Annotated in this window: 20 protein-coding genes and 1 tRNA gene; 15 read left to right on the top strand and 6 right to left on the bottom strand. The window is 65.4% G+C overall.

From position 1 onward, the window contains the following. From VN634_10185 to VN634_10240, 12 genes are all read left to right on the top strand, one after another. The coding region (locus VN634_10185; protein HXC51241.1) for a hypothetical protein at positions 1 to 640 on the top strand (640 nt) is incomplete at its 5' end. An 8-nt stretch (positions 641 to 648) separates the two neighbouring features. Further along, positions 649 to 3327: a hypothetical protein gene (locus VN634_10190; protein HXC51242.1), complete on the top strand. Its 2679-nt coding sequence runs from the start codon at positions 649 to 651 to the stop codon at positions 3325 to 3327. 110 nt (positions 3328 to 3437) lie between these two features. Further along, on the top strand, positions 3438 to 3899 hold the full coding sequence (locus tag VN634_10195) for a hypothetical protein (protein HXC51243.1): 462 nt from the start codon (positions 3438 to 3440) through the stop codon (positions 3897 to 3899). Continuing rightward, a complete protein-coding gene (gene tadA, locus VN634_10200) occupies positions 3896 to 4366 on the top strand; it encodes a tRNA adenosine(34) deaminase TadA (GenBank protein HXC51244.1) in 471 nt (156 codons plus the stop codon). Before VN634_10195 ends, tadA begins: the two co-directional genes overlap by 4 nt. 89 nt (positions 4367 to 4455) lie before the next feature. Continuing rightward, positions 4456 to 4545: transfer RNA gene (locus VN634_10205), tRNA-Ser, on the top strand. A gap of 222 nt (positions 4546 to 4767) precedes the next feature. Further along, positions 4768 to 5658, top strand: coding sequence for a hypothetical protein (locus tag VN634_10210; GenBank protein HXC51245.1), 891 nt, complete (start codon positions 4768 to 4770; stop codon positions 5656 to 5658). 76 nt (positions 5659 to 5734) lie between these two features. Further along, positions 5735 to 6466, top strand: coding sequence for a hypothetical protein (locus VN634_10215; protein ID HXC51246.1), 732 nt, complete (start codon positions 5735 to 5737; stop codon positions 6464 to 6466). Positions 6467 to 6722: 256 nt separating this feature from the next. Continuing rightward, positions 6723 to 6995 (top strand): hypothetical protein, encoded by a 273-nt coding sequence (locus VN634_10220; GenBank protein ID HXC51247.1) that lies wholly within the window; start codon positions 6723 to 6725, stop codon positions 6993 to 6995. Between the two features lie 33 nt (positions 6996 to 7028). Further along, positions 7029 to 7919 carry a DUF692 domain-containing protein gene (locus VN634_10225; GenBank protein HXC51248.1) on the top strand — a complete coding sequence of 297 codons (891 nt, stop codon included), beginning with the start codon at positions 7029 to 7031 and terminating at the stop codon, positions 7917 to 7919. A gap of 7 nt (positions 7920 to 7926) precedes the next feature. Beyond that, positions 7927 to 8730: a DNA-binding domain-containing protein gene (locus VN634_10230; GenBank protein ID HXC51249.1), complete on the top strand. Its 804-nt coding sequence runs from the start codon at positions 7927 to 7929 to the stop codon at positions 8728 to 8730. Between the two features lie 189 nt (positions 8731 to 8919). Then, on the top strand, positions 8920 to 9564 hold the full coding sequence (locus VN634_10235) for an LON peptidase substrate-binding domain-containing protein (GenBank protein ID HXC51250.1): 645 nt from the start codon (positions 8920 to 8922) through the stop codon (positions 9562 to 9564). 66 nt (positions 9565 to 9630) lie between these two features. Next, on the top strand, positions 9631 to 10296 hold the full coding sequence (locus VN634_10240) for an HAD-IA family hydrolase (GenBank protein HXC51251.1): 666 nt from the start codon (positions 9631 to 9633) through the stop codon (positions 10294 to 10296). Positions 10297 to 10333: 37 nt separating this feature from the next. On the opposite strand, the gene VN634_10245 is transcribed toward VN634_10240, so the two are convergent. Next, positions 10334 to 10747, bottom strand: coding sequence for an OsmC family protein (locus VN634_10245; GenBank protein ID HXC51252.1), 414 nt, complete (start codon positions 10745 to 10747; stop codon positions 10334 to 10336). 10 nt (positions 10748 to 10757) lie between these two features. Further along, on the bottom strand, positions 10758 to 11897 hold the full coding sequence (locus VN634_10250; protein ID HXC51253.1) for a CaiB/BaiF CoA-transferase family protein: 1140 nt from the start codon (positions 11895 to 11897) through the stop codon (positions 10758 to 10760). Between the two features lie 383 nt (positions 11898 to 12280). Between VN634_10250 and VN634_10255 the strand changes: the two genes are divergently transcribed. Continuing rightward, on the top strand, positions 12281 to 15772 hold the full coding sequence (locus tag VN634_10255; GenBank protein HXC51254.1) for a DUF4215 domain-containing protein: 3492 nt from the start codon (positions 12281 to 12283) through the stop codon (positions 15770 to 15772). Positions 15773 to 15866: 94 nt separating this feature from the next. Here VN634_10255 and VN634_10260 read toward each other — a convergent pair whose 3' ends face one another. Beyond that, complete coding sequence (locus VN634_10260; protein ID HXC51255.1) at positions 15867 to 17588, bottom strand: HAMP domain-containing sensor histidine kinase; 1722 nt, start codon at positions 17586 to 17588, stop codon at positions 15867 to 15869. Between the two features lie 6 nt (positions 17589 to 17594). After that, entirely contained in the window at positions 17595 to 18581 is a 987-nt protein-coding gene (locus VN634_10265; GenBank protein HXC51256.1) for a PhnD/SsuA/transferrin family substrate-binding protein, read from the bottom strand. A 139-nt stretch (positions 18582 to 18720) separates the two neighbouring features. On the opposite strand from VN634_10265, the gene VN634_10270 reads away from it, so the two are divergent. Then, positions 18721 to 19626: a hypothetical protein gene (locus VN634_10270; GenBank protein HXC51257.1), complete on the top strand. Its 906-nt coding sequence runs from the start codon at positions 18721 to 18723 to the stop codon at positions 19624 to 19626. Positions 19627 to 19653: 27 nt separating this feature from the next. Here the strand turns inward: VN634_10270 and VN634_10275 are convergent, their stop codons facing one another. Then, positions 19654 to 20241 (bottom strand): GNAT family N-acetyltransferase, encoded by a 588-nt coding sequence (locus tag VN634_10275; protein ID HXC51258.1) that lies wholly within the window; start codon positions 20239 to 20241, stop codon positions 19654 to 19656. A 117-nt stretch (positions 20242 to 20358) separates the two neighbouring features. Between VN634_10275 and VN634_10280 the strand changes: the two genes are divergently transcribed. After that, positions 20359 to 21198 (top strand): enoyl-CoA hydratase, encoded by an 840-nt coding sequence (locus VN634_10280; protein HXC51259.1) that lies wholly within the window; start codon positions 20359 to 20361, stop codon positions 21196 to 21198. On the opposite strand, the gene VN634_10285 is transcribed toward VN634_10280, so the two are convergent. Beyond that, positions 21185 to 23218: an HNH endonuclease signature motif containing protein gene (locus VN634_10285; protein ID HXC51260.1), complete on the bottom strand. Its 2034-nt coding sequence runs from the start codon at positions 23216 to 23218 to the stop codon at positions 21185 to 21187. The two genes, VN634_10280 and VN634_10285, sit on opposite strands and share 14 nt — an antisense overlap. Positions 23219 to 23396 lie beyond the last annotated feature (178 nt).

Below are 23396 nucleotides of genomic sequence, written 5' to 3' on the forward strand. Positions count from 1 at the left end.
AGTCTCGGCGCCCTGCTCGGGTGACGCGCTGATTCTGTTCCCGCCGAGCGACTCGAAAGGAATCACGCTCAACCTGGGTGGCCTTCCGCTCGTTGGCACCGGCAATGGCGTGGGCATCAAGGTGCTGCGCGGCGGCAAGCTCGGCTCGGCCATCGTCGGCGGAGGCGAGGATCACGGGGCAAGGGCCGAGATCCTGCGCTTCGGAACCGGCATCAAGGCCTCGGGTCGAACCCTGCTCACCGAGATCAGCAACATCGATGTTCACGACAACCACCGGGACGGCCTTCAGATCCGCACCAGCGGAGTCGTCGTCCGCGACGTGACCAGCCACGCGAACGGACGCGACGGCGTTGTCGTCTCCGGACACGGCAACGAAGTCTCCGGAGTCGTCTCCAAGGGAAATCTCCGCGACGGTCTTCAGGTGCGCGGCACCGGCGCAGCAGTCCGCGCCGAGACGTCCGGCAATCGCCGCAACGGTACGACGGTCGGAGGCCGCGGCAACGAGCTTGCCGGCGTCGAGTCGTCGGGCAACGGCGGTGTCGGTCTGCGCGCCAACGGGGCGGATCACGAGCTTTCGGGCGTGACGTCGTCCGGAAATGCGAGCGGCGAAGTCTCGGGCCGCGCGGGAGCAGCGAAATGATGCCGCGCATGCACGAGAGAAAGGGATCGGAGAAGACGATGAAGGCGGTTCTTTCAGGCGCGCTTTTCTCAGGATGGCTCTCGGCGGCTTTCGTACTGATGGCGACCGCATCGGCACACGCCGGCGTGCCGGCGACGTTTGCCGGAGACATCTGCCCCGGCACGTGCACGAACAACGCCGCCGTCTGTCACAAGGACGCGGACTGCACGGGCGGCGCGACGTGCGCACTGCCGGCCGTCTGCAACGTGACGCAGCAGTACGACATTACTCCCGGCGCGATCCTCGACTTCAAGACGTCGACGGTCAACGTGAACGGCGCCGGACAGTTCAATTTCGACGTCAACAGCGGCTCGATTCTCTCGGGGCCACTCAATGTGTCGACGGCGGGCACGGCCATCGACGCGAACGGAATCGGCACCAGCGGCAGCGACAGCGGATCGATTCACATCGATGCGCGGCGGCTCTGCAACGCCGGACCGGTTCCGTGCGTGAACCTTGCGGACTGCCAGCTCGGCGCGTGCGATACGCGGCGCTGCACCGGAAGGGCGACGCAGCATTGCCTCGGCGATACCGATTGCGTGGGTGCGTGCGTCAACCGGCGCTGCAACAACACCAAGATCTTCACGCGCTGTACGAGCAACACGGATTGCAATTTCGGAACATGCCCTGCGCAGCTTCAGTGCAGGAACCGCGATTTCAATCCGGTATCGTGCTCCTCCAATACCGACTGCGAGTTCGGCGACTGCACGATCGGCACGGCATCGATTTCGATGGGCGGAGCGATCGTCGGCAACTCGGACTTCCCGGCATCGATCACGATGCGGGCGGCCGACAACATCTCGATTTCCAAGAGCGTCAATCTTACCGGCAGCGCGTTCGACTCCGACGGCGGCGACATCACGGTCGAAGCGATGTCCGGCGCTGTGACCGTGACCGGCAACATTGTGGCCGACTCCGGCGGTGACGGTCAGGGCGGCTCGGTCGAGCTCGATGGCGGGACCGACGTCACCGTTGCCGCGGACATCGACGTCACCGGCGGTGATTTCGACGGCGGCTCGGTCGAGATCAACGCCGACCGCGATGCATTCATCAACAGGAGCCTGCTCGCCAACGCGAATTCCGGCGAAGGCTACGGCGGCGAGCTGCTGCTTCATGCCGAGCGCGACATGTTCTTCACGGGCGCTTCCGCGCTCAGCAGGACCAAGATCGAGACGAGCGGCCATACGAGCGCCGACAACTCCGCCGGCGACGGCGGCAGCCAGGACTTCTCGACTGGTCGCGATCTGTCCATGAACGTGAACACGCGAATGACCGGAAACGGCGCGAGCCCGAACGGCTACGGCTCGGACTTTTCGTTCGACGTCGGACGCAACCTCGTCCTCGACGGCGGCATGATCGCGAAGGCCGAAGGCGTGCACGGCCAGGGCGGCCAGCTCGACATCTTCGCCGACGGCACCGCGAAAGTATCCTCGACGGCGACGATCGACCTGACCGGCGGCGATTCGGGCGGCGGAGACATGGGGCTCGAGAGCACCGGCAACACCGACTTCGCCGGCATTGCCGACGTGACCGGCAGCAACGGCGGCGCCGGCGGCTCGACGTTCCTCTATTCGAGCGCCGACACGTCGGTCTCCGGTTCGCTCGTCATCACGAGCCTGAACGGAGGAAATCACGAAGTCGACGCCTGCCGCGTCACGCTTACAGGTACGGGCAAGATCACGTCCACGGCCGCGAACGGCGAGAACAAGCTGCTCTCGCGCGAAAGCATGAAGCTGCTGGCCGGCAGCAAGATGACGACCGGCGTATCCGGAAAGAACGAGCTCGAATACCGCTCGCCCGCGAAGCCGCCGGTCATCCAGGGCACGGTCACGCCGGCGCCGATCAAGATCGTCAACGAGCAGCTGACCGGCTGCCCGATCTGCGGCAACAACGAGATCGACCAGGGCGAGACCTGCGATGACGGCAATACTGCCGATGGCGACGCGTGCACGAGCACGTGCCAGAACGCAAAGTGCGTGCAGCAGACGGCCGCTCCCGGATATCCGACCGTTCCGCTGTGCTCGGACAACGACAACTGCTCGACGGACACCTGCAACACGGCGCTCAACGGCGGCACGTGCCAGCACTCGGCCAAGACCTGCGACGACTCGATCGCGTGCACGTCCGATTCCTGCAATCCGGTGACCGGTAACTGTGTCAACATCGGCAACGACAACCAGTGCAACGACCAGAATCCGTGCACCAACGACGTCTGCGCGCCGGGGACCGGATGTACGGGCGTGGCCAACGCGGAACCCTGCGACGACAACGACGCATGCACCGAGAACGACGGCTGTGTCGCGAAGGAATGCCAGGGCACTCCGGTCCAGGGATGCGCGGTTTGCGGCGACGGCGTGAGGACGTCGGATGAAGCATGCGACGACGGAAACGCGAGCTACGTGCAGGGTGAATACTGCGGCGTCGCGTGCGCGCTGATCCCGTGCGGCAAAATGTCCGACACCAGCACGGCGCTGAAGTCGAGCGATGCGCTGTATGTGCTCAAGGCCGCCGTCAATCCGCAGCTCAAGTGCACGCTTCAGGTCTGCGACGTCGACGGCAGCGGCAAGGTTGCGGCCGGCGACGCACTGCGAATTCTGAAAGTGGCAGTCGGACAGGTCGTGGCATTGCTCTGTCCGGCCGCGCCCTGATCGCATCTCTACCGCCCGGCGGCCGAATGTGAGCGCGCTCGCGCGTTGCAATTCGGCCGTCCGGGAGTAGCCTCCGCCGCACGATGTATCGAAGCTGGGCGTACATTCTGATGATTTTCGCGACGCTCGTGGGAATCGTCGCGCTCGTGTGGCCAAGCCCGCAGGTTCAGACCATCGAAGAGATCGCTTCGGTTGCGCCCGCCAGCGCGCCGCGCGCCGAGGCGCCGGCCCGGCCTGCGAAGCCGGTAGCCAAAGGTCCGCAGGCGAAAGCGAAGCCTGCGACTGCCGAGCCGCCACCGCCGCCGGTGGTCAAGAAAATGCCGGCGCCGAACACGACGACGCGAAGGGCCGGTCCTCTCGTGCAGAACGGCCTCGAGCCGCAGGTGCCGATCACCAAGCCGGAAGACAAGCCGGTGACTCCGCCGCCGCCGAAAACGTTCGGCGCGCCGCCGCATCCGATCGGCGCAGCGCCGCCGAGGTCGATGGCCAGCCGGCCGCCTCTGTCTCCTCGTCCGCCGGTCATGCCGCACATGGGAACCAATGCTCAGCCAAGGGGCGCGAACACACCGTGAGCGCGGACTGCCGGGACGGCAGCGACGCAGGATGGATGCAGCAGGCAATGCTGGAAGCGCGCCGCGCCGACGGCGTGGACGAAGTTCCGGTCGGTGCGGTCCTCGTCCGTGACGGCGCGGTGCTCGCGCGCGGCCACAACCGCACCATCGTCGATACCGACCCGACCGCTCACGCCGAGATCATCGCACTGCGTGCCGCCGCACTGGCCACTGGCGATCATCGAGTAGGCGGAACGCTCTACGTGACTCTCGAACCATGCTCGATGTGCATGGGCGCGATGATCCAGGCCCGTGTCGAGCGCCTGGTGTTCGCGACGCGTGATCCGAAAGCCGGCGCGGCCGTCTCGCTGTATTCGATCGGAAGCGACGTGCGCCTGAATCATCGCTTCGCGTCGAGCGAAGGTCCTCTGGCCCGAGAATCCGCCGAGTTGCTGCGCACATTCTTTCAGCGCCGCCGGTCGGAATGATCCGGCATCTTGCAGCGGCGCCAGATGGACAGAGGTTGCACCGGAAGGCAGCCGCGCTACAACTCGCGGTCTTCCAGAGGCCTAACAGAGGAGAGGTGGCCGAGTCCGGTTGAAGGCGCACGACTCGAAATCGTGTGTCCCGAGAGGGACCGTGGGTTCGAATCCCACCCTCTCCGCCATTTCATTCCCATCCCGGCAGATCGGCTATCCGTACGGCTCTCGCCGTGCCACCAGAACGAAGGCTGGAGCAGGACCGAGTAGTCGGGCTTGTCGATCGCTTCGTACGCAGCACGAGTGCGCTCGCCGCGCGCCGTCGAGCACTTGCAGCAAAGACAGGTCGCAGGCCCTGCCTCGTACACGCTGCCGAAGAGCTGGTCCCACACCTTGAGGAAGAAGCCGGTATGGATCGGCTTGTGCAGGGTAGACCTGGCGTGATGCACGTAGTGCTGAAACGCCGTGTTGATCCACCGGTGATGAGCGTCCGGCCAGCGGCTCTCGAAGCCCCAGTGCAGGTAGACGCCGTAGGCATAGAAGAACGCGCCGTATGTAAGGAACAGGACGTCCATGTTCACCGGCATGAGCATCGGCAGGAACAGCAGCGGCGCCGCGCGAATGAACTGGTCGACGTGATCGTCGGCGATCACCGCAAACGGCGACGGATTGAAGAACACGTGGTGGCTCTTGTGCTGCTTCCACCAGAAGCCGGCCATATGGCCGAGGCGGTGGTAGGCGAATTCGTAGAAGTCGGATCCTATCCACACGACAAAGAACGTGAACGCGAGATAGCCTGCGCTGTAGCCGCCGAGCCCCGCGTACGCCTTCGACCATCCCGAATCGACGAGGTGCAGCGCGATCGCCGGGCACAGCGCTGCCGTGTAGACGCCCTTGAGCATCTGAAGCACTTCGCGCCGCACCATCGCTGGCCTGGGATAGACCGGATTCGACTTTCGCTGCCACGTCTCGAACGACGGCCGATAGTAATAGCGGGCAAACAGCGCGCCCGACATGATCATCATCAGCACGAAGGTGAGGGCGGTAAGCGTGAGCCAGGTCGTCAGGAAGTTGCCGTGTTGTGCAATTGCCAGAAGCATTCCGGGAGCCTGCCCGCGGAGCATAACGCCCCTGCTATCCGCGGAAAACCCGAAACCGCAGGGCTGCCTCGATCGCGTGAAAGCGTCGGGTTGATCCGGCGCACGGGCTTATGGGAAAGCGCGATGCAATCGTGTGTCCGGTCGACGCTGCGCATCGCCTCGCCGATCCGAAAAAAATTGCACGTTTTTGGTGAGCCGTGATGCGACGCGACAGCAGAAAGTCAGATGTTTACGCAGACCGTGCGTGTTACAGTCCGGCACTCTGGAGGCCCTGCGAATGCGTGTTCTGCTGACCGGTCTTGCCGTTGCCGCGCTTGCCACAATCAACGTGGGAGCCCCCGATGCGATCGCCGCGCCGGATAAGTCCTGCGTTTTCACGATCTCGATGACGTCCGGAAGCGAGGTCAACAACCTCGATTTCACCGTCAACTACACGGCCGTCGGCGGCGACGTCTCGGGCACGCAGACCAATCCGGTCTGTGCGCGAGCGCTGCCGGGCCAGGCCTTCGCCGTATTTCACGATGACGATGCCGGCCATCTCAAGGTAGCGCTCATCCGGCTGACGCATTTTTCGGCTCCGGTACCGCTGGCCGGCTGCCAGATCCTCTACGACACCACGAAGCCGGAGCCGTCGGATTTCTTCGTCACGGTCACCAACGCAGGCCGCGACGGAGACGATACGCAGATCGCTCCGCTGCCAGTCGTCGCTGTGACCAATGTCGAGTGTCCCGGCGAGTTGCCGACCATCACGACGACGACGACGCTTCCCGACACCACCACGACCACGCTCATCCTCGGCGGAGACCGCTGCGGATTTCCGATCACCGACGGCGAAGTGCCCGCCGCATCGGATGCGCTGGCCGCTCTCAAGGCCGGGGTCGGCCTGCTTCAGTGCGACGATTGCGTCTGTGACATCAACGCGAGCGGATCGGTGGGGGCCAGCGATGCGCTGGGCATCCTGCGTGCGGCAGTCGGAATCGAAACCCCGCTCGACTGTCCCGCCTGTTGACCCAGCGCGGCCCCTGCCGGGGAGCGGGTCTGCGCGGCGCAGGCCCGTCCCCATCCTTCCTTTCGGACGTCGCCGGACGTCGCCGGACGTTTCCCGGCCATTTCGCGGTTCACCTTCGCCTAGCGTTGATTTTCGCAAGCGCCGGCGTAACCGCTGGCCCCGGTCGGCGTCGGAAGGCTCGTCGGTGCCGATCTCAAAAAAAACAACATGCGGCCGGCACAGCCGGACGCCGCAACCGACCGAAGGAGACTCACTCATGACCAAGACCAACAAGACCCTGATGACCGCCGCGCTCGGCGGCCTGATGCTGGCGGCGACGATCACGGCTTCCTCGGCGGAAGAGAAGGCAGCCGCCGGTGCGGCCACCGGCAAGACCGGCGAATGTCACGGCGTCAATTCGTGCAAGGGAACCAGCGCCTGCAACACGGCCGACAACAGCTGCGCCGGCAAGAATTCGTGCAAGGGCAAGGGCTGGGTCAAGATGACCAAGGCCGAGTGCGACGCGAAAGGCGGCAAGTTCACGGAGTAACCGCGCCCAGTGCAGCAGACTGTAGAAAATGCGGTGGGAGTCGGGCTCCGGTCCGAACACTACCCGCATCTGCTCGAGAGGCCTCGAACCACGGTCCAGTGGTTCGAGGCCATCTCGGAAAACTACATGGACACCGCCGGCCGCCCTCTCGCCGTCCTCGAAAAAATCCGCTCGAGCTTTCCCGTTGCGCTGCACGGCGTCTCGCTGTCGATCGGCTACAAGCCGCCGCACGGCAATGCCGTCCTGCAGGAAGCGTTCGGCGAGCAGCGGACGCGATACCTTTCGCGTCTGAGGGAGCTCGTTCGCCGCATCGATCCGATGATCGTCTCCGATCATCTGTGCTGGACCGGCGTTCCGGGCGGCAACGTGCACGACCTTCTTCCGACGCCGTTTACCGATGAGGCGCTCGACTGGATCACGTCGCAGGTCGACGAGGTGCAACAGGCGCTCGGGCGTTCGATCGTGCTCGAGAACGTGTCGAGCTACCTGACCTGGGCGTCGTCGACGCGAAGCGAACAGGAATTCCTCGTCGAGGTTGCGCGAAGGTCGGGCTGCAGGATCCTGCTCGACATCAACAACGTCTACGTGAGCGCGCGCAACCACGGCTTCGATGCGCGCGAATATCTCGGAGCGATCCCCGCCGATCTCGTTGCCCAGGTCCATCTTGCCGGGCATACCGATTGCGGCACGCATCTGTTCGACACGCATTCGGCGCCGGTCTGCGACGATGTCTGGGACCTGTTCGCCGAAACGATCGTGCGTCTTCCGGGCGTTCCGGTGCTGATCGAATGGGACGCCGAAATTCCTCCGTTCGAACGGCTGGAAGCGGAAGCTCAACAGGCGGCGAAGCGCGCATCCGATGCGAAACGGCTTGCCCACCGCGATGCCGCCCCAGGATCCGCCGCCGAAATCGCGGCAGCCTGAGCCGCCGATGCATTCGCGCGACGACATTCCCGCTCTCTCGCTCCGGCAGGCAGCGTTCGCGCGCGCCGTCTCCTCCGCCGACGGCATCTGGCCCGACGATCTTCTTGCCGGCGTGATTCCCGGCGGAACGCTCGACGCGGCTGCTGCGCTTGCCGTGTATCGCAACGGATACTTTGCACGCCTGACCGAGCAGCTCGGCGAGACGTACAGGACGATCTGGCGCGCGCTCGGCGACGAGACTTTTTTCTTGCTGTGCGCTGCATACATCCGCACGCATCCGTCGACGTCGTACAACCTGTCCGAGTACGGCCGGGAATTTGCCGAGTTCCTCGCAACCACGCCGGAGGCAGCCGACGCCGTGTTCCTGCCGGAGCTCGCCCGCTTCGAGCTCGCGTTTCACGACCTGTTTCACGCGCCCGCGCACGAGCCGCTCGATGCCGCCGCGCTGGCGGCGATCGGCGATCTCACCGGCGTTCGTCTTCATTTCGGCAGCGCCGTCCGACTGATGGCGTGCGGGCACGCGGTGCGCGATCTTTTCGGCCATCGCCACGACCCGGACGATGCGGAGCCGCCGCAGCTCGACATCGACCGGCCGCAGTGGATCGTGATGTGCAAGCGCGGCACGGATGTCGTGCTCGAGGAGATCGGCCGCAGCGCATTCGTCACGCTCGAAGCGCTCGCTCGCGGAGTCTCGATCGACGAAGCTCTTGACGAGGCGGCTACCGTAGATCCGGAGTTTTCCGCCGCCGACGTGTCGCGCTTGTTCGAGACGATCGCGCTCTGCGGGCTCGTCACCGGCTGGTCGCGCTGAGTCGCAGTGGTCGCGCCGAGACGGAATGCTGCGTCTCTGTCACACCTCAGAAGTGTGAACTCCGTTCGTTATCTCGCGCGCGACGCGTCCGGGCGAACACTCGCTCAACCCGCCGGTTCTGCGCACTTCGCTGCGTAAGCTGGTTTGAGCGAGCCGCCAAGGCTGCTACGTTGGCTGCGAGGAACTCGCGTGATCCCGCTGCCGCAGCACATCCGCATCTTTCCACTGAGCGAAGTGGTGCTGTTCCCCGATACGCTGCTGCCGCTGCACATCTTCGAGCCTCGCTACCGCAAGATGCTCGCCGATTCGCTCGCGAGCGACCGCCTGATCGGGATGGTGCTGCTCAAGGATCCCCAGGCCGAGCCGCGGCCGAGCGTGTATCCGATCGGATGCGCCGGAACGATCGTCGAGCACAAGCCGTTTGCCGACGGACGCTCGCTCGTCGTGCTCAAGGGCATGGTCAAGTTCCGCATCCGCCGCGAGCTCGACGTCGATGAGCCGTATCGCGTCGTCGAAGCGCAGGCGCTTTACGAAGGGCCGCCGCCGATGGACAAGGTTCGCGGCTGGCGCGACGAGCTCCACGATTGCGTGCGCGATCTCGTCCGGGCCGCGTCGGGCGAAGAAGACACGGTCGAAAAGCTTTTCGAGAAGATCGACCTGCTGGTCATGACCAACGCGCTGTCGGCAAGCCTTCCGCTCGACGTTCTCGAAAAGCAGAGCCTGCTCGAATGCCCGACCGTCGAGGATCGCGAGCAGCGCCTTGCGGAGATCCTCCGCTTCAAGACCATCGAAGCCGAGCTCGGTCTCGATGCGTCGCGTCCGAGCGATTCCTGACCGCCGGGCTGCTCTTCTGTTCCGACCAGCGAAGTCATTCCCCAATCCGTCTGCCGAGGTGATGCGTTGAAACTGCCCCGTCCTGCACGCTGCGTGATCTTCGACCTCGACGGCGTCCTGCTCGACACCGAGCACTTCTACACCGAAGTCAGCGTCGAGATCTGCAGCCAGTACGGCAAGACGTTCGACTGGTCGGTCAAGCGCAACATGATCGGGCGCCCGTCGTTCGAGTCCGCCTGCTACCTCGTCGATGCACTGTCGCTGCCGATCACGCCCGAGGAATACCTCGCGAGGCGTGCGCTGCGGCTGGCCGAGCTCTTTCCGACGTCTCTCGAAAAACCCGGCGCCGAGGCATTCACGCGCGCGCTCGCGGCGCGACGCGTACCGATCGCGGTCGCGACCAGCAGCGAGCGCGATCTGTTCGAGCTCAAGACGTCGCAGCATCGCGACTGGTTCTCGCTGTTCGGCGCCGTCGTGGTCGGCGACGATCCGCGCGTGAAGAAGGGCAAGCCTGCGCCCGACGTCTTCCTCGTCGCGGCGGAAGATCTCGGCATACGCGCAGAAGACTGCGTGGTGTTCGAGGATGCGCCCGCCGGGCTCGACGCCGCGCATGCGGCGCGCATGCAGGTCGTTGCCATTCCGGACGACGCCATGGATCGTGCGGTCTACGACGCGGCGGATCTCGTCATCGGCGCGTATTCGGAGATAAAACCCGAGGATCTCGGGCTGTAGCGAAAGCCATCCGCCGGGTTGCGCGGGGGCGCTGCCGTCAGCGCTTCCCCCAGTGAAACTCGACCGGCACGTCGATCGCCGGAAGGATGCTGAGCCGCACCGGGCAGGTGTGCGCCGCGTTCTCCAGCGTGCGCCGCGCTTCATCATCGAGCGCCGCGGGAGAATCGACGACGACGCCGAGCTGGCGGATGCGGCGCGGGCCGTCGGTCGTCATCTCCTTGGCGATCCGCATGCTCGTGCCGTCGATGTTCCACCCGTGACGGTCGGCGACGATTCCCATGATCGTTGCCATGCAGGTGCCGAGCGCAGTCGCGACCAGGTCCGTCGGCGAGAACGACTCGCCGCGTCCCTGGTTGTCGACCGGCGCATCCGTCGCGAGCGTGCTGCCCGATGGTTCGTGAACCGCGCTGCAGTGAAGCCCGCCTTCATATCGCACGTCGATGCGTACCATTGCTTACTCCTCAGCCGACCGCGCCGAGGCCTCGCAGCTCGGCGATGGTGTCGGTCGCAAGGCCGGCCGATGCCAGAACTTCGTCGGTATGCGCGCCGGGCAGCGGCGCATGCGTTGCACCGCTGCCCGGCGTACGCGAAAGACGCGGCGCCGGCGCCGGCATCTTCTTGCCGCCGATGCCGTCGACGAACACGTTGCGCGCGACGTTGGCCGGATGCTCGGCCGCTTCGTCGAGCCCGAGCACCGGCGCCACGCACGCATCGGTGCCGTCGAAGATCGCCGACCACTCCGCGCGGGTCCTGGTCGCGAACGTCTTCGTGAACAGCTCGCGCGTCGCGGCCCACGCGCCGCGATCCATCTGATGAGGCAGCGAGTCGGCATCGAGGCCGAGCCCTTCGAGAAGCTTCGCGTAGAACTGCGGCTCGATCGCGCCGACCGCCATGAACTCGCCGTCGGCCGTGCGGTACGTGTCGTAAAACGGCGCGCCGGTATCGAGCAGGTTGGTTCCGCGCTCCTTCGACCAGAAGCCCGCGTGGAAGAAGCCGAACAGGAACGACGTCAGGTGTGCGGCGCCGTCGACCATCGCCGAATCGATGACCTGGCCCTTGCCCGAACGGCTGCGCTCGAACAGCGCAAGCACGATGCCGAGCGCGCACAGCATGCCGCCGCCGGCAAAGTCGCCGAGCAGGTTGATCGGCGGCAGCGGCTTGTCGCCCGGGCGGCCGAACAGGCTGAGCGCGCCGGAGATTGCGATGTAGTCGATGTCATGTCCGGCCATCGACGCATACGGGCCGTCCTGTCCCCAGCCGGTAAGCCGCGCGAACACCAGGCCGGGATTTCGGGCGAGGGCGACATCGGGTCCAGCCCCCAGTTTCTCCATCACGCCGGGCCGGAACGGATCGATTACGACATCCGATGCGTCGAGCAGCGCGAGCAGCGTCTCGACCCCGCGCGGGTGTTTCATGTTGATCCCGATCGATCGCTTGCCGCGCGCCAGATAGTCGCGGGTGGCGTCGGGCCGCGACCCGATCGTAGGGCTGCGGTCGACCCTGACGACGTCCGCGCCGAAGTCGGCGAGCAGCATTCCCGCATACGGAGCGGGCGCGAGCCCCGCCATTTCGATCACCCGGATTCCGGAAAGAGGTCCCATGGTCCTGTCCTTGCAACGAAAACGCGTCGCGAGCGGCGGCGCTGCGTGTTCGCACCGTCGTTGAGGTGTGAAAAGCGGCGCCTGCGACGACGCTGCGTGTCAGTCGATCCGCGCGACGACCTACGATGCAAGGCCGCCGGTGTCAACGCGATATCTGTTGCGACGGCGCACCGTTATGCTCCGGAAACCCTTGCATTCCCGCATATGTAGCGTTGACATGCCACGCGCGAACCGGGCATAGTCCCACATCGCCAAGGGGGTGAAGCGATGCTTTCTTCGCTCGTACGGACCCCGGCTGGAAGGTCCTTCTTATGAAATCGAAAAGTGCTCGTGTGGCAAGCCTCCCGTTCGCACTCGTCGCCTCCGTGGCGACGATGTTGTCGATGTTTTCGCCGCTGGCCGCCACCGAGGCGAGCGCCCAGATCGTCACGGATTCCGACCGTTGCCGCGAGGATCTTTCCACCGGCCAGCGCCGCTACATCGAGCGGCTGTTCAAGGCGCGCATCCAGTGCGAGACCCGCGTCATCCTGGGATCGCTTCCGCCCGACACCAACTGCCTGACCGGCCGCGGCGACACCGCGATGGATAAGCGGCTGCGCAAGGCCGAAGACGCGCTCAGCGTCATCGGCCGCGACTGCAGCGGCGTCAACCTTTCCGCGCTCGGGTTTCCCGGCTCGTGTCCTGATCTGACGGGCGGGACGTTCGATACCGAAGACTTCAAGACCTGCGTGGTCGACAGCACCAACGCGATGCTGACGTCGCTGCTCGATTTCTATTACCCGCCGGTTCACCACTTCTTCCGCGGAAGCGATGCCAAGTGCCTCAACGGCTCTGCGCGCAACGCCATGCGCAGTTTCATCGGAAGCGTCGACGCGCGCGAAGACTGCCTTCTCGGGCAGGATTTCGGCGTGATCGCCCAGAGCGTCAAGTGCCGCAACGAGATCCAGCCGTACGGGTCCGGTACCGGCAGCGCCGACGTCGACAACGAAATCGGCCAGGCCTACGTGCGTCTTCTCGGCGCCATCCCGACCGCGTGCGCCGACGTCAACATCGACGATCTCGACTACCAGTCGAGCTGCATCGATCCGACCGGCGGCCAGTTCACGATCTTCGATCTCAAGAAATGCCTGTTCGCTGCCAATCGCGCGCAGACGCTCATCGGGGTCAACGTTCCGTTCCCTGAGAACTCGGTCTGCGGCGATGGCGTCAAGAGCAGCAGCGAAGAGTGCGACGACGCGAACTCGGTCAACACCGACGCGTGCACGGCGGGTTGCAAGAATGCCAGGTGCGGCGACGGCTTCGTGCGCGCGGGTGTGGAACAGTGTGATGACGGGAACTCCGTCAACACCGACAGCTGCTCGAACACGTGCACGACCAACATTCCCGCCGAGTGCCACAATGGCACCAAAGAAGGCGCCGAACAGTGTGACGACGGCAATACGGTCAATACCGATACCTGCGTGGGAACGTGCATGAACGCGCGCTGCGGAGACGGATTCGTCTGCAGTGCCGCCGGATGCACCAGCGGCTCGACCGGCGGTGCCGAAGCGTGCGACGACGGGAACACCGTCGATACCGACAACTGCAAGAACAATTGCACACTTGGCAGTCCGTGCGGCAATGGTGTCAAAGAGGGCGCCGAAGAGTGCGACGACCACAATAGCGTCGACTGCGACGGCTGCAGCGCGCTCTGCCTCACCGAGTTCTGCGGCGACAACATCCGCTGCCCCAACACGGAAGAGTGCGACGACGGCGTCGACAACTCCGACACGACGCCGAATGCGTGCCGCACGACCTGCAAGAATCCGAAGTGCGGCGACGGCGTCACCGACGTCATCGCCAACGGCGAGGATTGCGACGACGGCAATACCGTCGACACCGACGCATGCCCGAACAGCTGCTTCATCTGCGGAAACAACAAGAAGCAGCCAGGCGAAGAGTGCGACGGCACCGATCACGCACTCTGCCCGGCGGGTGAGGGCTGCCTCGATTGCGACTGCGCCGGCGTCTGCCCGGTCAAGGGCGAGCTGGTGCTCTACTCGCAGATCGGAGTCGACTGCACCACGAATACGGATTGCCCGGTCGGCACCTGCGACCAGTCGCTCGGCCGTTGCAGAACGGCCACGCGGCTCGACAGCGGATGGATCGGTTCGGCGTACGATGCCGACATCAACAACGAGGTCCACGTAACGGGCGTCCTGTCATGCCCCGGAAGCGGACCGACCTGCGGTCTTTGCAACGTGACCAACGTCGACGCCTCGACCGGCAACTGCCGCTGCAGCAGCCTCGGATTCCAGACCCTGCCGGGCCTCGGGAACCAGCAGATCTGCGACGTGCCGTTCCAGCAGAACGTACCGGCATGCAAAGAGTGCAACGCAGCTTCCGGTAACAAGAAATCACAGGCGTGCAGCGCCACGACCGACTGTCTCGATGACTCTCCGCAGTGCGGCAAAACGGTCAGAGTCTGCTCGAACTCGTCAACTACGGTCTGCACGTCGGACACGGTTTGCACGAATATTTCCGCCGGCGGCAAGTGCCTGCCGCTCAGGTCATGCTCGAACGAACAGACGAAAAGTTGCACAGCGAACGCCGACTGCGCCAACGCGACGGCAAAGTGCCAGTCGCAGAAATGTTCAAACGACACTACGCACGTCTGCGCCTCGAACGCCGATTGCCAGGCCGGCGTCTGCAATCCGAGCAAGACGCAGTGCAGGACCGAGTCGATCTTCTGCTCGACCAACCAGGATTGCTGGCATCAAGGAGATTGCACGGAGCTCGGCGATTGCGCGTGCTACTTCGGCGCACCGTTCCCGCTTTCGTCGGGCGGAGTGCCGGCGTGCGTGTCCAACCGTTTCTCGAAACCGGTTTCCGGAACAGCCAACGTCGACCTTGGTTCCGGGTCGATTTCCGCGAGTCTGAGAACGCAGGTGTTCCTCGGACAATCCGGCAACAACAATCCGTGTCCGACGTGCGGCGGGATCTGTTCGACCAATGCCGATGCGACCTGCGATCGCGACCTCGATTGTAAAGGCGGCGGCACCTGTACCCATATGGATCCGGTTCCCAATGACGGACAGCGCGGTGGGGTTTGCACGGCAGGACAGAACATCAAGCTTCCGTGCGACGTAACGGCCACCAACACGACGTTCCCTGCTCACAATGACGGTATCGATTCCGGCGGCGGGTACAGTCTCGACTGTTTCCCGAGTGCCGGAAAGAACGTCTCGGGTACGGGTCTCGTCATCGATCTGACGCAGACCACCGGCACGTCGACGCTCACTTCGCATGTGCCATGCGGCGGGATTGACGCGCTGTGCCCGTGCCTCGTATGCGACGGCAATCCGCTCGAGGACATCCCGTGCAATACCGACGAGCAATGCGCGGCCCTCGGCTTCGGAGCATGTACATCGTCAGGCGCGGGGGGCTTCCCTGAGCCGAACGCGTGCGACAACCGAGCCTGTACCGCGTTGCCGGACGGAACCGGAGTGTGCACGACTGGGCCGGACGAGCACTTCTGCGACCTGCTGTTGCGCTCGAACGGCAAGGGATTCATCCCCTGCAACCCCGATGATCCGAATGTTGACAACAGGGGCTGCGGCAAACCCACCGATGGTGCGTTCTACTACGGGCAATGCACTCTCAGTGACCGGCGACTCTGCCTGCCTGATCCGATCGTCGCGACGGGTACGCCGAGCACGACCGCGCCGATCGGTGCAGCGACGTTCTGCATTCCGCCGACGGCCAACCCGGGCATCAACAACGCCGCCGGACTCCCGGGCCCGGGGCGCGTCGTGAACCAGGCGAAGGCCAGGACGTTCTGCGATGCGGCCATGACGAGAGAGTACGTTCCGGGCGTGGGGTGCCCGGCGCCGTAAGCGTTCGTCGTTCGCATCTCTTGCGGACAAAGAAAAAGGCCCGCTCGGAAACGAGCGGGCCTTTTTCGTTCGGCCGGATGCGGCATCGCGTGCGCTAAGCCAGCGACTCTCCGCCCAGCGCCGCAAGCGACGGAATCACCACCACCATCCTCGTCCCGCCTTCTTCCGGACCTTCCGCCCAGATCGCACCGGCGTGATAGCGCATCACTTCGCGGCAGATTGCGAGGCCGAGCCCCGTGCCTCGCGGCTTCGCTCCGCCGCCTCCCTGCCGGAAGCGTTCGAAGACGATCTCGCGCTCGTCCTCCGGAATTCCGGGGCCGCTGTCGGTGACCGTCACGCGCAGCGCGGTGGCTTCGCCGTACGGCGCAACGCGTGCGTCGATCCGCACCTGCCCGCCGCGCGGCGTGAACTTGAGCGAGTTGCTGCAGAGGTTGGCAAACACCTGGATCAGCCGGTCGCGGTCGCCGAAAATGACCGGCAGCTCGTCGTCGCCGGTAAGCAGAAGCTCGACGCCGCTCTCCTGGTAGAGCGGCCGGAACGTCATCTCCACGTGTTCGAGCAGCTCGTACGGATCGGCGATCGGTTTGAGCTGCCACTCGCCGACACCGGACTCGATCTTGGAAATGTCGAGCAGATCGTTGATCAGGCGCGTGAGCCGTTCGCTTTCCTCGATGATGACCTTGCTGAAGCGCTTGGCGCTGTTGGCGTCGCGGTCGCTGTAGCGCTGGATGATCTTGGCGGCGGACGAGATCGCGGCGATCGGCGTGCGCAGCTCGTGCGAGACGTTGCCGAGGAACTCGGACTTGAGCCGGTCGAACTCGGTCAGCCGCTCCGCAGTCGCCTGGAGCTCGGCCGTGCGTTCGCCGACCTTCGACTCGAGCAGGCGCGAATGCTCTTCGATCTCGGCGCGCAGCTTCTTCTCCTGGTCGGTCGCGGCTTCGGCGCGCTGCTTGGCGACGAGCAGCTCGCCGACGCTCGCGCGGATCGAGCGCCGCATTGCTTCGAACTGGCGCGCGAGCATGCCGATCTCGTCGCTCGACTGCACCGCCCGGATCTCCTGGTCGAGATTGCCCGTCGCGATCGCGGCGGCTTCCTCGGCGAGCTGCGTGAGCGGGCTCAGCAGGCGGCGGCTCGTCCAGATCGAAGCGACGAGTCCCATCACGCCGACGAGGCCGGCCACCAGCATCGCGAGCGACACCGAGCGCGCGAGCACGAGACGTCCGTGCGCGACCGCAGCTTCGGCACGTCGCTGGATCGGCGAGAGATCGAAACCGAGAACGAGCCATCCCCATTCCCGTCCGCCGACCGTCAGCGGCCGCGTGATCTCGACGACCGAACGCCCGTCGTCGCCATGCAGGAAGCGCGGCTTCTCGGTCGGAGTTTCGGTCGAGCGGCTGCCGACCTGCCGTGAGTCCGTGTGCACGATGACCACGCGGCTCGAGTTGACGAGATATGCGTAGGCGAGGTTTTCGTTTTTCGCCTGCAGGCCGCGCACCGTGTCGGTCAGGAACGTGAAGTCGTAGCCGGCGATCGCGATCTCCATGCTCGCCGCCATGCCGTCGGCAAGAAGCTTTCCGCGCTCGACCATGCTGCGCTCGAGCTCGGCCGACGCCTTGTTGATCTCGTTGGTCAGCACGTCGGACTGGCGCAGCATGAGGATGACCGACAGCACGGCGATGCACAGGAACAGCGCGACCGCACCGGCGAACGCGAGCCGCAGGTGCAGCCCGTAGCCGCGACGCAGCCAGGCAAGCGCGCGGCGGATGCCTGGCCGGCGTTCTGGCATCGAGGTCGTGACTGCTGCCGGTTCCGCCATTGCCGGTTACTTCCTGTGCGACCGCGTCGGTCGCGGACGGCTCGAGGACGCAGGCTTCGCCGCTTCCTTCTTTGCTGCAGCGGCGGGTGTCGGCTGTGCGTGATGTTTTTCGTCGCCGCCGGGCGGTGTGCGGGCTTCGGCCGGAGCTGCAGCGGATGGCACGGCCACGAAGCTGTCGAACCCGAGCATCGCAAGCACGTCGGTCCCTCCGGGAACGTCGGGCAGCCGCAGCAGCAGATCGCGCAGCCGCTCGGCCTGGCGGTGCTCGGCCTGACTCGACGCAAATACAGGAGGAAGCCGGACTTCCGGCGAGAATGCGAGAACGCGCAGCCGCTCCGCTTCCGCGGCGTTGGTGCGCGCCAGCTGCTGGTACTCCTGACTCGTCACCAACGCGGCATCGACCTGCCCGAAGCTGAGCGCGAGCAGCGCATCGACGTCCTTCGGCACCGGGACGATCCTTGCCGAATCGGCGGCCAGATGGAACGCATCGAGCACCGCCTCCGGCGAGCCGTTGCTCATCGAGTGCACGGTCGCAGCGATCGAGCCGTGCGCAAGGTCGTCGATCGAATCGATGCCGGGCCTCGTCATGAGCGCCTTTCGATAGGTGCTCTTGCCGTGATGCAAGGGCTCGGCGATGACGGTCAGCGAAAGCCCGGGCAGCGGTGCGGGGCTGCCCGCGAGCCAGGCCGGAGCCATCAGGAATTCCGGCGGCGCCTCCTTCATCTGTCGTTCGAAGTCTTCGTATTTGGTGAACGCCTGGAACGACACCGGCACGCCGCCGGCAGCGAACGAAGCTTCGACCGCGGCCGTCAGCTTGCCGAGGTCGGGAGGGCGCCAGTCGGGACTGAAAAAGTAGAGCAGCGCCGTGCCGGGCTGCCGCGCGACTGCGGCGGGCGGAGGCTCGAGGGACGGCAGTTCCTGTGCTGCGCAAACGCCGCGTACCGCGGGCGAGGCGGCCAGAAGGACGGCCGCAAGGAGTCTCCGCACGAGCACCGCGGCAGTCTAGCATGCACGCCAACCCGCGCAGGCCGGCGGCGACCGGCCGCAGCACCGAGAATCCCGGCCGGCAATCCCGGCTGTCGGGCTCAGCGCCGCGCTGGCGACGGATACCGTTCACGCTACGTTGCGCCTCGTGCTCGACGCCGCCGACGAAGGCTTCCATGCCTGGCCCGCCGATCCGGGAACCACGTGGAAGGAAAACTGGTACTGGAACCTTGCCGACCGTGCGGCCGGCGTGTGGGGTTTCTGCCATGCGTCGTTCGTGCGCTCGCACGGCAAAGCGGTCTTCGCGGCGTGTTTCATGGTCGACGGTCGCGTGCGCTTTCACCGCAACGAGATCGATATCGCCGCAGGGCCTGCGCTCGACGACGGAACGCTCGCAGTCAGGATCGTCAGTCCGCACGAGCATCATCACGTCGTCGTCGACACGTCCGAATACCGGCTCGACCTCGATTATCGCGCGCGCTTCGCGCCGTTCAGCTACTCGGCAAGGAAGCTTGCCGCCAACCGTCAGTCGATTCCGCATCTTCGCCTGAAGCGCTACGAGCAGGGCATGCGCGTTTCCGGAACGCTGACGCGCAAGGACGACGCGCGCGTGACAGCGATTGACTGCCTCGGCCATCGCGATCACAGCTGGGGAAAGCGCGACGAGTCGAAGATCGACGGCTGGAACTGGGCCGCCGTGCAGCTTCCCGAAAAGACCATCAATCTCACGCGCTCGTTCAGCGGGGACGCGTACAACATCAACGGGTTCGTGTCCGGTGCCGACGGCAACGTGGGTGTCGTCGAAGTGGATTTCGAGACGCTCGAGACCGAAGCCGACGGCCGCACGCCCGTCGCCACGCGCTACACGTTCCGCGACGAGCGCGGGCAGCAGTGGCATCTGCGCTCGCGGAGGTTCTCGGATCTGTTCGAGCCGCTGCGCGAGCTTCGCGCCGCCCAGAAGACGATCATCTTCGAGAATTTTGCGGACTATGAGCTCGAGGAAACCGGCGAGAAGGGCTGGGGAATCGACGAGTACCAGCGCCACTATCGCTGAGCGTCGTCGAGGGCGCGGCGCTGCGCGCTAAGCGACGGTCGCCGTCACGAGTGCATCCCGGGAGACGAACCCTTCGCGGTCGCGCGTGTAGACCATCTCGACCACGGCGCTTCCCGGACGGCGATCGCTTCGCCGCATGCGGCTCTGCATCTGGAATCCGCAGCGCTCGAGGATGCGAAGCGACGCGGCGTTCGACGAGCGCACCACCGCGCGAAGGCGATCGAGCGAGAGCTTTTCGTACGCGACCGGATACGCCGTCGCGACCGCCTGTCCTGCGATCCCGCGGCCCCAGTACGCCTCTCCGATCCAGTATCCGATTTCGCCGGTGCGCGGCGTGTTCGCGGTGACGACGTCGACGCTGATGCCGCCGACGGCAAGACCGTCCACTTCGATTGCAAGCTGCAGCCCGCGCTCGCGGCCGCCGATCGTCCGCGAGATCCACGAGCGTGCCGCGGCCGTGGTGTACGGCCGCGGAAAGCGCGAGCGCAGGTTGATCCACACGTTTCGGTTGTCGGCGTTTGCCGCAAGCGATTCGGCGTCGTCGAGACGCCAGCCTCTCAGCATGAAGCCATTGCCCTCGAAACCGTAGCCCTGAATTGATTGTGCGCCCGCCATCCTCGTCCGCCGCTTCCCCTGTGCCCGCCACCGGTAGGCCGAGCGAGTGTAGCAATCCGGCGAGTCTCCGGGAAGCCGGGGGGTTGCAATCCCTTCCGTGCTGCCCATCATGCGCCCGTGGCCGCAGCGTCCTACGAACACATCACCTACGAAGTCTCCGGCGGCGTTGCGACCTGTACGCTGTCGCGACCGGAGCAGCTCAACGCCTACACGCCGCGCATGGGCATCGAGCTGCGTGATGCCATGTATGCCGCCGCCGCCGACGACAGCGTGCGCGTCATCATCCTGACCGGGGCCGGGCGCGGATTCTGTGCCGGCGCCGACATGAAGCTGCTCGGCGCGTTCAGCGGCGCCGGCCGCATGACGGGGCAGGGCGATCTGCCGGCGATCACGCATCCCGAGCCGCCGGGCCCGGTGCGCCCCGACTTCAAGACCGAGTACAGCTACCTGATGTCGATCCCGAAGCCGATCATCGCGGCGATCAACGGGCCGGCTGCCGGCGTCGGATTCGTCTTCGCGTTGTTCTGCGACATCCGGCTTGCCGCGGCGTCGGCAAGAATGGGCGCGATCTTCTCGCGGCGCGGGCTCATCGCCGAGTACGGGATCAGCTGGATTCTTCCGCGCCTCGTCGGCCTGGCCAATGCCAATGACATCCTGTTCTCCGGACGCCTCGTCACCGCGAGCGAAGCCGAGCGCATGGGCCTCGTCAGCCGCGTGATCGACGACGCCGACTTTGCCGCCGAGGTGCGCGAGTATGCCAACGATCTCGTGCGCCGCTCGTCGCCGCGCTCCATTCGCGTGATGAAACGGCAGGTGTACGAGGACCAGACCAACACGCTTGCCGAATCGGTCGACGTCGCGCTGCGCGAAATGCACGAAAGCCTGCGCTCGGAGGATTTCCGCGAGGGCGTTGCGCATTTCATGGAAAAGCGCGAGCCGAAGTTTACCGGCAAGTAGCGTAGACGTCGCCCACGAGGCGCATGAGCGTGAGCCCGCCCGGCCGGCACCCGAGCTCCCAGACGATTCCGTCGGGCGCGGGTCCACTGGCCTTTACGATCCCCGCATGAATCCCGTGCAGATGGTGCGCCGCACACACCGTCGTGCGGTTGTCCTGCGCGTTGCCGCCGCCGTGTGATCGGAACGTGACGTGATGATCGTGCAGGTTGCGCCGCGAGCTGCAGGCGGGAACCGTGCAGCGCCATCCGTCGCGCTCGAATATCGGGTCGCGATGTCGCGGGACGCTGGTCCATTCGCGGATCGCCATCGCGAGAATCCGCTCGAACGTGCGCCAGCGAGCTTCCGGATGGCGCCGATGCACGACGAAAGCAGTCTCGGCCAGCACGGCCACGGAAACCGGAACACGAAATGTGAGATGCACCGCACCGTGCGGGTGGAGGTCGGTCAGTCGCACCGCGCCATCCGCACGCATTTGGACTTCTTCGAGATCGGCGCTCGGGCTGTCGTCGACCGGGATTCGTGCACCGGCGACAGGCGGCGCGGGAAGATCATTGTTTTCGTCTGCCGCGGCAAGCGCGGCGGCGACTTCATCCTTGAGCCTGCGAAGCGTCACACTACGAGCGCGCTCGATCCATGCGCGGACGTGACGGTCGTTCAGCACCGGCATGAGAACGACCGCAGCCAGATGCGAGATGCGCCCGTCCCGCCACGCCTCGCGAAAAACCGAATTGACGCGCCAGCATGCGCGCTCGATCGCGATCAGACTCCACGCCTTGCTCGGACAGAAGCCCAGTCGTGACGCGACGTACAGCCTGACCGTGGCAAAGCCGATCTCGCGAAAGAGCCTGCGGTCGATGCCGATGCGAAGCAGCGCCGCCATCTGGGAGTCGATCCGCTGCGCGGCGCGCTGAATCACGCGCAGACGTCGATCGAGCTCGACCGCATCGAGTGCGTCGACGTCGCGGCCGAGCGCATCGAGCTGCGCGGCCGGTCCCGCCCCGCGTCGCGGGCAGGCGAGCCAGTCAAAGCCCTCGCAGACACCGGCCTCCGCCAGAAATCCGCGGATGGCAGCTTCACCGCGCGTTTCGCGGTTTTGATGGTTCGCGAGAAATCGCTGCGCCATGCCGTCGAGCGGTGGAAGCCAACGCCCTCCGGCCGCATCGTGCGCCGGAGCTGCAGCCATCGCCTCCGCCAGTACGAGCTCGAGCGACTGCGCGGCATTCAGCGGTGCGCCGGCGCTCCGGCTTGCGAGCTCGTGCGCCACGCGAAACAGCCGGCGGCCGGTACGCGAAACTACAATACGCAGTCTGACCTCCGGGTCAGTGTTCTCGGCATTGCCCGTCTCCACGGCGCCCGCCGAAGAATCCGCTTGATCCGCAGATGGCGTGCCCGTTGTTTCGAGCTCGCGAACGAATGCCTCGAGTTTTCGCGTAGTCATTGTCCCGGCGTACTCGAGAAGAGACGCGTCATTCTCACGAGTGGCGACGCGCACGAGAGTTCGAACCGTCGTCCATCCGATCTCGCCGTGTTCGAGCGCAGCGCGCAAAGCGGGCAACGCGTCGAGCAGCGTCATCACGCGAGCATCGTCTTCGAGTGTGCGGGGAGCGATGCCGAGTCTTTCGCGCGTGTAGTCCGGCAGCCGCACGAACCCGAGCGGCCGCCACGCGCGCTGCTGCAGAAACCTGCGCGACAGACGTGCCTGAAGCACGCGGCAGTGCGCGTCCATCGACGCGAGCGACGTCAGCTCGCGGTCGAGCACGACGGCGGCATCTGTGCGCCAGCCGCCGCGGATCGCTGCGTCCGGCGGATGCATCAGTGCGGGGTCGACGATGTCGAGGAAAGAAAGGCCTTCGGTTCGTTGCTGCTGTTCGAGTGAAATCGCATCGAAGACGCCTCCGATGATCGCGCCACCGGAGACGCCGCCGGAGCCTGAAAAAAATGCATCCAGACCGGCCCAGATCCATAGCGAATAAATAACGAAACTAAACGCAACCTGCAAGGCTTTTTTCGATGTTTTCACGCAGGGCGAGCCGTGCGTCACGCGAATATTCCATTCGTGTCATAGATCGCTGTTCATCGTCCGGTGCCGTTTAGAACCGTCGGTGGGTGCGTGGTGACTTCACGTTGCGTTAGCGGATTTCGACAAGGAATGCCGTAGCTGGGACCGAAGTCCTGGACAGTCATTGCGATAGCGGGAT

It is taken from the genome of Candidatus Limnocylindrales bacterium (assembly GCA_035571835.1).
GTDB lineage: Bacteria > Desulfobacterota > Binatia > UBA1149 > CAITLU01 > DATNBU01.